Source organism: Bacteroides xylanisolvens, from assembly GCF_018289135.1.
Taxonomy (GTDB): domain Bacteria; phylum Bacteroidota; class Bacteroidia; order Bacteroidales; family Bacteroidaceae; genus Bacteroides; species Bacteroides xylanisolvens.
Window position 1 is genome coordinate 4,542,885 of sequence record NZ_CP072216.1, and the last position, 12,688, is coordinate 4,555,572.

The window sequence follows — 12,688 nt, forward strand, 5'->3', positions numbered from 1 at the left end:
AGGATTTTTTTATCTTTAAAGAATTGAATTATTTTAAGACAGTTTCTAACTGTTATTCATTCAAGAACAATAATAAAAACCAAATTTCTTTATAATCCCAACTTAGCCGAAATCTCCAACATTCGTTGAATCGGCTTCACTGCCTTCTTAGCCACCTCCGGATCTACCGTAATTTCCGGTGCTTCATTCTTCAGACACTCATAGAGCTTCTCTAACGTATTCAACCGCATGAAGCTACACTCATTACATCCACACGTACTATCGTTCGGAGGAGCAGGAATAAACGTCGTCTGCAGACACTTCTTCTGCATCTCATGCAAGATACCCGATTCGGTAGCCACAATATACGTGTTTTCCGGATGGTTCACGGCATACTTCAACAAAGCAGCTGTAGATCCTACCACATCAGCCAGTTTCAAAACTGTGCTCTTACATTCGGGATGGGCCAACACCAATGCTTCGGGATGCTGCGCTTTCAATTCCACAATCTTTTCAACAGAGAACTGTTCGTGCACGTGACAAGCTCCGTCCCAAAGAAGCATATTCCTGTTCGTAACAGAGTTGATATAATTACCCAAATTCCTATCCGGACCAAAGATTATTTTCTCATCTTTGGGGAAGCTTTCCACGATCTGCTTCGCATTGGTGGAAGTCACCACCACATCTGTCACTGCTTTCACGGTAGCTGTTGTGTTGACGTACGAAATAACGGTGTATCCCGGGTGTTCTTCGACAAACTGTGCAAACTGATCTGCCGGACAACTGTCCGCCAACGAACAACCTGCCGCCATGTCGGGTACCAACACTTTCTTGTCCGGACAAAGCACTTTTGCCGTTTCCCCCATAAAGTGAACGCCACACATCACAATAATGTCCGCTTCCGTCTTGGCTGCCCATTGAGCCAATGCCAAACTGTCGCCAACGTAATCAGCGATGTCTTGTATTTCCCCCTTCTGGTAGTAGTGGCCCAGAATGATTGCATTCTTTTCTTTCTTTAGCTCGTTAATAGCCTTTATGAGTTCATTCATAATAATATTCTTATTTCTTTCCTTTTAAAAAAAATCCTTTGTTAGTGATGATAGCCTGTTAATAATGTTAGCAAATAAATACGATTTTTCTTGCCGGATAAGTTATTAGTCCATACTTCTGCTTTATGAGTCGGTTATGAACTGATATAAAGGGCAAGATATCCTATCCTACTTGCTTCATTATCAATGAAAGCATCGTTAAATGCCGTCAAATGGAAGTTTGCTATTAACTCCCTGTTGATAAAGTGCAAAGTTAAAAACTTTATGGATATAAACAGGCAGATAAGTGCTGAAAAATATGTTTATGTCTGTGTAGAAAGTTTTGGGTTAGTTTTTTGGAATGTTCATAATGAAGGCCTCTTATATCTTCTTTTGAATAATGCAAGAATTATTTTTCAAAATCTTTGCCGATAGTTTTGACAGGTTTTAAACCGTTATCAACACCTTGTTAACTGAAAAGAATTACCTTTGTGGACAAGAACATAATAAAAGAAAAGACGTATGCGTAAACTGAAAATAACAGAGCTGAACCGTATCAGTGCCGAAGAGTTTAAACAGGTTGAAAAACTGCCTCTGGTGGTAGTGCTGGATGATATTCGTAGTTTGCATAATATAGGTTCTGTGTTCCGTACTTCGGATGCTTTCCGTATTGAATGTATCTATCTGTGTGGTATAACAGCTACCCCACCGCACCCTGAAATGCATAAGACTGCGCTGGGTGCAGAGTTCACTGTCGACTGGAAGTATGTTAATAACGCTGTTGATGCTGTTGATAACCTCAAAAATGAAGGGTATATCGTTTATTCTGTAGAGCAGGCGGAAGGAAGCATCATGCTTGATGAACTCCAGCTGGATAAAACCAAGAAGTACGCTATCGTTATGGGAAACGAAGTGAAAGGGGTACAGCAGGAGGTTATTAACCATTCGGATGGCTGTATAGAGATTCCTCAATATGGTACAAAACATTCGTTGAATGTTTCTGTAACTACTGGTATTGTGATTTGGGATTTGTTCAAAAAGTTACACTAATAGTCATAATACAGGATTGGTTAATAAGTTGTTTATAACGAGTTAATAGCTTAGTTAATTCATTTATAATCAATAACTATGTTCTGTTTATAACTATATGGAGCCATGTTGATTCTATGGGTGTTGGGTAGTTATTATTATAGTTGTTGATAGTTCGTTTTCAGGCTGTTGATACTTGAGTTGTCAGGTATTAACAGCCTATATGATACATATTAATAGCTGGGAACTCAAGTATTAACTTCTGAGAAACCGGAAATTAATACCTTACAGGAAGTTTGTTAATTCTTGAAATGATAACTAGTATGGTTGAGTAGTGATCAATTGGTTTATGAGGTTGATAAACTTATAAGCCGATTGATTTTAGATTTGTCCGTTCTCCACCATCAACACTACACGTTCTGTTAGTTTGTCCTCACCTTGCGGATCATATTCTTTTTTTAAACTGGCTCCGAACAATGCAGCAAAAGTCTGATAGAATCCCGCTTTGAAAGGTCCCATAAATGCTTTCACCAGTTCATAACTGGTAGAATTGCTTTGGCGGTCTATTAATTTAATCAACAGTTTCCCCTGTGCAAACGATAGTTTTTTCATTCGGGGAGTATATTGATCTTTCAATCCTTTTTCAACCCGTTTGATATGTTTTTGGCGGGCTTTCTCATTGGGCAAAGTCTGAAGATATTCGTAAGTTTCAATGATGGCCTGGTTAATTTCTCTGGAGATAGGATATACCTTTTTCACATTGCGAATCAGTCGGTAATATTCCTGACGTTCCTTTTCATTTTTGAATTTCAACGGACGGAAAATATACACAGTTCTTAACTGGACACATGGAATGGTATCTCCATTGTAGATACACATCGGAACCAAATATCCATTGATGCTTTGTTTATCTTGAGCTTGCAGGCGCAACGAACAACAAACAATAGCAAACAGCGTCATTACTACTATGTTAAGCCTTCTTTTCACGATACAAAAATAGAATTAAAATTTTATTATTCAGACATTTCTCTTCGATGTTAACCTATTTAAAGTATCTTTGCGGCCTTATCTGTTAAAAAGCAGGAAGAATAAACCATTTTATTGATGAAAACTATTCAACTTTTACGGTTGATAAGTATTATAAACAGCCTGTTAATAATTCCTGCTTGTAGTGCTCAAAACCTTTCTGAAAGTCTTTTAGAAGATGTTCTTGAAGATTTATCCGTTAATAACGGAACTGATAACTCTGTTAATACTCCTAATTGGGAAAATGAATTGGAAGAACTTTCCAATCGTATGCAGGAACCAGTTAATTTGAATGTTGCTACCCGTGAACAACTCGAACAGTTTCCTTTCCTTAGTGATATTCAGATTGAACATTTGCTGGCCTACATCTATATACACGGACAGATGAAAACCATCTATGAACTTCAACTGGTAGAAGAGATGGATAGGCAAACAATCCAGTATTTACTACCTTTTGTCTGTATAAAAGCTATTAACAATGAACCTGCTTTTCGGTGGAAAAGTCTGTTGAAAAGCGCAGCGAAATATGGAAAAAATGAGCTGTTAACTCGCTTTGATATACCATTTTATAGGCGAAAAGGTTATGAACATACCTATTTAGGACCTTCTGTTTATAACTCTGTGAAATACAGTTTCCGATACAGTGACCGACTCTATGCAGGAGTCGTTGCTGAAAAAGATGCTGGAGAACCTTTTGGAGCTTTACACAATCGCTACGGCTATGATTATTATTCCTTTTATCTGTTATTAAAAGATTGTGGACGATTAAAAGCATTAGCTGTTGGTAACTATCGGCTTAGTTTCGGACAAGGATTAGTGATTAGCACTGATTATCTGATGGGAAAAACAATTTATGCCTCTTCCTTCAACAATCGCAGTGGCGGAATAAAGAAACACTCTTCCAGCGATGAATACAATTATTTTCGGGGAGTGGCTGCCACTGTTGCTTTATCTAAAGATTGGGATCTTTCCGGTTTCTATTCACACCGTTTATTAGATGGAGTAATCACTGATGGAGCAATCACCTCTATCTATAAAACCGGGCTACATCGAAGTCAAAAGGAAGCAGATAAAAAGAACCTGTTCACCATGCAATTAACAGGTGGAAACGTGAGTTATCAACACAACCGTATCCGACTGGGTATCACCGGTATTTACTACCTTTTCAACCAACCTTATGAACCGGAATTAACAGGCTATTCCAAATACAATCTTCATGGAAACAACTTCTATAATCTGGGGATTGATTATGCTTATCGCTGGCATCGTTTTTCTTTTCAAGGAGAGACGGCCATAGGAAAACAAGGTTGGGCATCTTTGAACCGTTTGCAATATTCACCGGTTCAAAACACTCAAATCATGTTGATACACCGGTTTTATTCTTATAACTATTGGGCCATGTTTGCCCATTCTTTTGGTGAAGGAAGTACGACACAAAATGAACAGGGATATTATATCGGCATGGAGACTTCTCCTTTTGCCTATTGGAAATTCTTCGCCTCATTCGATTTATTTTCTTTTCCGTGGAAAAAATACAGAGTAAATAAACCCTCTCGCGGAACAGACGGATTGCTTCAAGCCACTTTCACTCCACGCAGCTATCTATCCATGTATCTGAAGTACCGCTATAAACGCAAAGAACGGGATTGGACAGGTAGTAAAGGATCACTAACACTTCCTATTTTTCACCATCAACTTCGTTATCGTTTGAACTATTCTTTAGGAGATGTGTTAAGCAGTCGTACAACTTTAGATTATAATCATTTTCATTCTCAGGACAGAGCTGCTAATATAGGATATCAGGTTACACAAATGATATCCTCCCAACTGCCTTGGGCCAGGCTGTTTGCTGACGTTCAGGGCAGTTACTTTTTTACAGAGGATTATGATTCGCGCGTATATGCTTCGGAAAGCGGATTGCTTTATACGTTCTACACACCGTCCTTCCAAGGTCGTGGATTTCGCTGTAGCGTCCGTCTCAGATATGAACTGAATAAGCACTGGTTGTTCATAACCAAGTTTGGCGAAACAGTCTATTTAGATCGGAATGAGATCGGTTCGGGCAATGATTTGATCTGTGGAAATAAAAAAGGAGATGTACAAATGCAGCTGCGTATTAAGTTTTAATGTATATTTGTCTGCCAAAAATAATAGAAGAATACGATATTAAATGGATGACAGGGCTACTTTTGACAAAATGTTTAATGAATGGTATGCACAGTTTGTATATTTTGCATATTATTTTATAAATGACGCTGAGGTATGCAGAGATATCGTAAGTGATGCTTTTGAGTATTTGTGGCGTAATTATGAAAAGATAGAAGAGGCGACGGCTAAAACTTATCTTTATACAATCATTCGTACACGTTGCATTGACTATCTTCGCAAGCAAAATATCCATGAAGAATATGTAGAGTTTACTTCGCAATTAACTGATAAAATGATAGAAAGCGATTCGCAACATTCTGATTCTCGTGTTTTGCGTATTCGTAAAGCTATGGAAAAGTTGACTCCTTATAATTATCATATATTGGAAGCATGCTATATTCATAATAAGAAATATAAAGAAGTGGCCGAAGAATTGAATGTAAGTGTTGCGGCTATTCATAAGAATATAGTAAAGGCTTTGCGTATTCTTCGCGAAGAATTGGGTCAAGAGGGTAACCGGAATAGACTTTAAAACGTAAATATATATATTGAATACATTATTTATGGATGAAAAGAATATAAATATAAGCAAGTCGGAAGAAGAACTCCTGGAAATTATGGAGAATCGTTCTCATATAACTGCTGATCAATTACATAATTTGAAAGAAGATGAGGAATGCTTGCAAGCATGTTCTGATTTGGCAGAAATTGTGATAGAGATGCAGAAAAAACAAAATATGCTGGCAATTGATGTCCGGAATGAAATGGCAGATTTTCATAATAAACATTCTAAAAACAATCGAAGAAAAAATACACGCATGCTGTTGTGGGCCAGTATCACAGGTGTAGCGGCAGCTGTTGTCATAATTTTAGTTTTGCGTGCAATGATGATTTCGTCGCAACCGGAAATCATTCAAGTGTTTCAAGCCAATCATGTTGCCCAAGAAGTCACTTTACAAGTGAATGATGAGAAGGAAATAAAACCACTAAAAGAAGTGGTAGAATCTCTTTCGTCTTCCTCTACTGCACAGTTGTCTTCTAAAGAAATAGATTATAGTCGTGCTCTTCTTCAGACAGAAACCAAGGAAGTAGGAAAGCAGAAAGTACAGATACATAGATTAAGTATTCCCAGGGGAGAGACATTCAAAGTTGTTTTATCCGAAGGAACCGAAGTCTTCTTGAATTCAGACAGCCGATTAGCTTACCCTACGATTTTTAAAGGAAAAGAAAGAGTCGTCTCTTTGGAAGGTGAAGCTTATTTTAAAGTTACTAAAGATGCAAAACATCCTTTTATTGTGAAAAGTGGAAATCTACAGGTTCGCGTATTAGGAACGGAATTTAATGTGCGTAGCTACTCTCCTATTGATGTCCGTGTTACGCTCATTACAGGAAAAGTGGCTGTTAGCGATACTTGTGGAATTCATAGTGTTGAAATGATGCCGGGACAAAGTGCACAGCTTTCTTCTGACGGAACGTTTGCTGTGAACGAGGTGGACATTGAATCATTTTTATATTGGAAGGAAGGATTTTTCTATTTTGACGATGTTGCCCTGGTTGACATGATGAAAGAAATAGGGCGTTGGTATAATATAGATATTGAGTTCCGCAATAGCAAAATTATGGATCTTCGTATGCATTTCTTTGCAAATCGTCACCAAGACATCTTTCACTTGATTGAATTATTGAATCGAATGGAGAGGATACATGCTCATTTTGAAACAGGAAAACTAATTATTGAATAAAAAACGAGCAAAAAGTCATAAATCTGAATAGAAATATATATTTCTGAAAAATAAATTCTTTTAAGGGTAACCATTCTTTTTTAAACTTCGTATATAATTAAAAGAATGAAATATTATTTAACTATTCGGGCTTATGAAAAAGAATCAAGCACAAAAGTTCATTGTCTTGTTCTTGTTTTTCCTTTTTGCCTATTCATGGCGTGTTGAAGCGCAAACAGGTAAGGAAAAGCAAATAACAATGGAGTTTAAAAATGAAGGATTACCCTCTATTTTTAAACGTTTTGAAAAAGTATCGGGATATAAAGTTCTTTTTATCTACGATGAAATCAGTTCTTATACTTCTACCGGAAAAGTAGAAAAAGCTACAGTCGATGAAGCATTGAAAGTGATTATCGGGAAAAATCCGTTGAAATACCACATTGACGGACAATTCATCAATATCACAAAAGAGGATTCTAAAAAGTTTTTTTCACAAGTAAAAGGAAAAGTTTTTTCCGAGGAAGACGGACTTCCTGTTATCGGTGCCACTATTATCGTAGAAGATGCCAATAATATTAGGGCTATCACGGACAATAATGGTAATTTTCAGCTTTCTAATGTTTCGAAAGATAGTCGGGTTAGAATATCGTATGTAGGTTTGGAGACTCAGTTCTTGAATCCTTCATCCTATATGTCGGTAGTGATGAAGTCTGATACAAAAGCACTCGATGAAGTGGTGGTGACAGGTATGTTTAATAGAAAGAAAGAGGGATTCACTGGTTCTGCTGTTACTATCAAGGGTGAAGAACTGAAAAAGTATAGTACGAATAATGTGGCTAAAGCGATAGCTGCTGTCGCTCCCGGGCTTCGTATCATGGATAATATCAATATGGGGTCTAATCCGAATAATCTGCCTGATATGCGTATGCGTGGCGGTGCAAATATGGATTTGAATGCACAGGCTACGGTAGATTTAAATTCTGCCAGTAATGATGTGCTGGCAGTTCAGGGCGAATATGAGACCTATGCCAATCAACCGCTGCTTATCATGGACGGATTTGAAATCAGTATACAGACACTTGCTGATATGGATCCCGACCGTGTTGCTTCCATCGTTGTGTTGAAAGATGCGGTAGCTACGGCTATTTATGGTTCGCGTGCGGCAAATGGAGTAATTGTTATCGAAAGCAAGACTCCCAAACCGGGACGGATTTGGGTGACTTATGGTGGGGAACTTCGTATTGAAGCTCCGGATATGACCGGGTATAACTTGATGAATGCAAGAGAGAAGATAGATGCAGAGTTGCAAAGCGGACTTTATACATACGGCGGCGAAACAGTTGAAAAATGGCAGCTCTATCAATCTAAATTGCGTGAAGTGCTGGCAGGAGTAAATACTTATTGGCTGGACAAGCCTTTGCAAACAGCTTTCCAACAACGACATACGGTTACGCTGGAAGGTGGTGATGAAGCCTTACGCTATCGGATGTATGTCGGATATAATAGTTCTCCGGGTGTGATGAAAGACAGCAAACGTGATGTACTGACCGGTTCACTTGATTTTCAGTATCGTCTGAAAAAGGTGTTGTTAAAGAATAGTATTACGTTGGATAATTCGGTGGCTAATGAGTCTCCGTGGGGAAGTTTTAGTGAATATACCCGCTTGAATCCTTATCTGCGTCCGTATGGAGAGAACGGAGAAATACAAAAACGGCTTGATAATTTCGAAGGAGTGGGTGGTGAGTCGAGCTACCTGAATCCGATGTATAATACAACATTCAACAGTAAAGACCAAAGTAAAAACTTTACAGTACGTGAACTTTTCAAGGTGGAATATAATCCTACTAATGAATTACGGTTTGAAGGAGCTTTTAATCTGTCCAAGAGCGTAGGACATCGTGATATTTTTCGTCCTGCACAACATACGCTTTTTGATAATGTGACTGATCCTACCTTAAGAGGTGATTATCGCAGAAGTCAGAGTGAAGCTGTCAATTGGGGCATAGATTTAACAGGAAGCTGGAATAAGCAACTGGAAGATCACTACCTGACTGCTAATGCACGTATGAGTGTATTGGAGAATAATTCGGAGACTTATGGAAACTATGTGACTGGTTTCCCGAATGATAATATGGATAACTTGTTGTTTGGTAAGAAATATAATGAGAAGGTGACAGGAGATGAGAGGACAACGCGCTCCATTGGTTGGGTAGCTGCTGGAGGCTATTCTTATAAATATAAGTATTCGTTCGACTTTAATATACGCTTGGACGGTTCATCACAGTTTGGAAAAAATAACCGTTGGGCTCCTTTCTGGTCAACCGGATTACGTTGGGATTTGAAAAAAGAGAACTTTTTGAAAGATGTATCTTTTATTTCCGATTTCATTTTGAGGGGTACATACGGTACGACCGGTTCCCAAGGTTTTGATCCTTATCAGGCACATGGTTATTATACATATTCCAATTTACTGCTTCCTTATTACTCGTCGGATGCAACAGGTTCGGAAATCTTGGCTATGCATAATGAAAGTTTAAAATGGCAGACTACAAAAAGTACTAATCTTGCCTTGGAACTCGGGTTTTTCGATCAGCGTTTTACTGCACGTGTGGAATATTATCGGAAAATAACAGATAATATGGTTGCCAATATAAGTCTTGCTCCTTCTCTTGGTTTCAGCAGTTATCCGGAAAATCTGGGAAAGATAGAGAATAAGGGTTGGGAAATTTCTCTCTCGGCTATTCCTTATAAAAACACTGCTAAACAAGCTTATTGGACAATTACAGTAAACGGTTCTCATAATACTGACAAACTATTGAAAATATCGGAAGCGATGAAATACAGAAATGATAAAAGTGCATCAGATTTAAAAGATACGCCGTTGCCACGTTATGAAGAAGGTGAATCTCTTTCCCGTATCTGGGTAGTACGTTCATTAGGTATTGATCCGGCTTCCGGAGATGAAATATTATTGAAACGTAACGGGGAGATGACGAGTGCCGTTAACTGGAGTGCGAATGATGTAGTACCTATTGGTAATACAGAACCTAAATGGCAAGGATATATTAATTCTTCCTTTACATACAGAGGTTGGGGAGCAGATGTCAGCTTCAGGTATCAGTTTGGCGGTCAGGTATATAATCAGACCTTGCTTGACAAGGTGGAAAATGCTAATTTGAAATATAATGTAGATCGACGGGTAACTCAGCTACGTTGGGCGAAACCGGGTGATAAGGCACAGTTCCGTATTCTTAATCCTAACGGTTTGGAAACGAAAGCCACTTCCCGGTTTATAATGGATGAAAATATATTCCAGGGAAGTTCGTTGTCTGTTTACTATCGTATGGATCGTACTAATACAAAATTTATTAGTCATTGGGGATTGAGTTCCGCTAAAGTGACGTTTAATATGGAAGACTTTTTCTATTGGTCTACAGTGAAACGCGAAAGAGGTTTGTACTATCCGTATTCCCGTCAGTTTACATTTGCTCTGAATGTTGCTTTCTAATTAAAAACCTATTTGTATGAAACAGATAATATATATACTATTAACAACAACAATGCTGGGACTTATGTCTTGCAGCGACTGGTTGGATGTATCTCCGAAGACTTCTATTCCTACCGACAAGCAATTTGAGTCGGAATCAGGATTTAAGGATGCGCTTACAGGTATTTATTTGAAGTTGGGAACCACGACATTATATGCCGGAGACTTGACTTATGCTTATTTGGATGAGTTGGCAGGATTATATTCCGATTATCCGGGGTATAATACAAATGCTGTTTTCGACCAAAGTATCGTGTTCGATTATGAGAACATGTTTTTGAGTAAGAAGAATGGGATTTACTCAACGATGTATAACATCATAGCCAATATTAATAACTTCTTGGAGTACGTAGACAAAAATAAAGATGTTTTAGTTACCGAACGCTATTATGAAACTATGAAGGGAGAGGCACTCGGGCTTCGCGCTTTTCTTCACTTTGATTTGTTGCGTATGTTCGGTCCTGTTTATAAAGAACATCCTGCATCCAAAGCTATACCCTACCGTATTGCTTTTGATAAGGATGCCACTCCTGTTTTACCAGCCAGCGAAGTGGTTGACGCTATTCTCAAAGATTTGAATGACGCTGAAAAATTACTGAAAGAGAGTGATCCTCTTGATTTCTTTACCGATCAGACGGATGAAGATTTTATAGATAAAAATCATTTTCTTGTCAATCGTGAGTTTCGTATGAATCTATATGCGGTTAAAGCTATGCTGGCTCGTGTATATTGTTACAAAGGTGATGCGGAAAGTAAAGGATTGGCCACAGAGTACGCTAAACAAGTGATTGCTGCCTCTAAGTATTTTACATTGTATAAATCGCAGACTGCTTCCAATTACAATTCCATACGCTACGCAGAGCAAATCTTTGGAATAACAGTCAATGAATTCTCCAATTTGCTTATTGGAAATTATATGGATATGGAGAATACCAATACTCAGCAACATTTCTATCTGGATGGAGATAAATTTAAATTCTTCTATGAAACTGCCGATGCAGGGAATACTGACTGGAGAAAAAATACGGAAATGTTTGAGGTTATTAATGGGGCAAGTCGGACAGATGTTTTTTGTAGAAAATATAATCAGAAACCTTTGAATGGCGGATATGCTTATTCCGGTGCTGACGCTATCCCTTTGATACGCTTACCCGAAATGTATTATATTGTAGCAGAATGTGTTCCTTCTGCATCGGAAAGTGCTGACGCGTTAAATACCGTACGTTTTGCACGTGGTATCTCTTATAGTGATGAAATACCGACTACCGGATATGATGACCTTGATAATACTTCGGAAGAAGACAAAAACCAGACTAAACGTATTAATGAGATAATGAAAGAATATAGAAAAGAATATTTCGCGGAAGGTCAACTTTTCTATTTCTTGAAAGCGCATAATTATAGCACTTATTATGGTTGTGGGATTGAAACGATGACTGAAGCCCATTATCAGATGACGTTGCCGGATGACGAGTATATTTTTGGAAACAACTCTAAATGATGAAGCATTATGAAACGTATTATATATTTTGTTTTAGCTATTCTTGTTTGCGGCATTTATGTAGGATGCAGTGAAAACGAGATAGACTTATATGACCAGACACCTCGTATCAATTTCTATGGTAGCACTACGCATGTCCGTACTTTGGTTGATACGGATTATGTGAAGAAAGAACCTTATGCTGTAGACAGTTTCGAGGTAAGAATACAAGGAGATTTTTTGAAAGAGAATCGTGATTTCTGTGTGAAAGTAACTCCGAATAATGATTATCAGAATTCAGTGGATGTATTATTGGAAAGCAAGTATACATATACTGACCTTGATACAGTTTGCCAGATATTCTATTATAAAATAAATCGTCCGAAAGTAGAGGCAGGTAGAAATGTTTATGGTTGTTATCTGGAGTTTGATTTGAATAACCCTCTTCATCAGTTTGATAAAGGTCTGGTAGAAAAGAATCAAATCGTTTTAAATGTCAGATGGGAGTTGAAACCGACCGAATGGAGTGATTATGTGGGATTTGGCAGTTATAGCGATGCTAAATATATGTTTATTATGGATGTATGTCAACGTGTATGGGATGATTTGGAAGATGAAGATATTGATGTAATCAAGCAAGCTTATAGAGAATATAAGGAGGAGGGAAATCCACCGATTTTAGGTGAAGAGGGTGATGAAATAGAATATGAATAAGATTAAAAAGAAACGT

At 38.0% G+C, this 12,688-nt stretch carries 9 protein-coding genes; 7 read left to right on the top strand and 2 right to left on the bottom strand.

Annotated elements, in window-relative coordinates; all coding sequences use genetic code 11:
- Positions 1-89: 89 nt before the first annotated feature.
- Entirely contained in the window at positions 90-1,028 is a 939-nt protein-coding gene (gene nadA / locus INE92_RS18995; protein ID WP_195436337.1) for a quinolinate synthase NadA, read from the bottom strand.
- 501 nt (positions 1,029-1,529) lie between these two features.
- On the opposite strand from nadA, the gene INE92_RS19000 reads away from it, so the two are divergent.
- Positions 1,530-2,057: an RNA methyltransferase gene (locus INE92_RS19000; RefSeq protein ID WP_004298728.1), complete on the top strand. Its 528-nt coding sequence runs from the start codon at positions 1,530-1,532 to the stop codon at positions 2,055-2,057.
- A 360-nt stretch (positions 2,058-2,417) separates the two neighbouring features.
- On the opposite strand, the gene INE92_RS19005 is transcribed toward INE92_RS19000, so the two are convergent.
- A complete protein-coding gene (locus INE92_RS19005; protein WP_004308443.1) occupies positions 2,418-2,996 on the bottom strand; it encodes a DUF4294 domain-containing protein in 579 nt (192 codons plus the stop codon).
- 144 nt (positions 2,997-3,140) lie between these two features.
- On the opposite strand from INE92_RS19005, the gene INE92_RS19010 reads away from it, so the two are divergent.
- The 6 genes from INE92_RS19010 (at position 3,141) to INE92_RS19035 (ending at position 12,672) form a co-directional block, all read left to right on the top strand.
- Positions 3,141-5,189: a helix-hairpin-helix domain-containing protein gene (locus INE92_RS19010; RefSeq protein ID WP_195436338.1), complete on the top strand. Its 2,049-nt coding sequence runs from the start codon at positions 3,141-3,143 to the stop codon at positions 5,187-5,189.
- Between the two features lie 43 nt (positions 5,190-5,232).
- Complete coding sequence (locus INE92_RS19015; protein WP_004316100.1) at positions 5,233-5,742, top strand: sigma-70 family RNA polymerase sigma factor; 510 nt, start codon at positions 5,233-5,235, stop codon at positions 5,740-5,742.
- A gap of 31 nt (positions 5,743-5,773) precedes the next feature.
- Positions 5,774-6,952 (top strand): FecR family protein, encoded by a 1,179-nt coding sequence (locus INE92_RS19020; RefSeq protein ID WP_004316101.1) that lies wholly within the window; start codon positions 5,774-5,776, stop codon positions 6,950-6,952.
- Between the two features lie 133 nt (positions 6,953-7,085).
- Complete coding sequence (locus tag INE92_RS19025) at positions 7,086-10,439, top strand: SusC/RagA family TonB-linked outer membrane protein (protein WP_211421231.1); 3,354 nt, start codon at positions 7,086-7,088, stop codon at positions 10,437-10,439.
- A 16-nt stretch (positions 10,440-10,455) separates the two neighbouring features.
- Positions 10,456-11,979: a RagB/SusD family nutrient uptake outer membrane protein gene (locus tag INE92_RS19030; RefSeq protein ID WP_004316103.1), complete on the top strand. Its 1,524-nt coding sequence runs from the start codon at positions 10,456-10,458 to the stop codon at positions 11,977-11,979.
- 9 nt (positions 11,980-11,988) lie between these two features.
- Positions 11,989-12,672: a DUF4843 domain-containing protein gene (locus INE92_RS19035; protein ID WP_004316104.1), complete on the top strand. Its 684-nt coding sequence runs from the start codon at positions 11,989-11,991 to the stop codon at positions 12,670-12,672.
- The last annotated feature ends 16 nt before the right edge of the window (positions 12,673-12,688 follow it).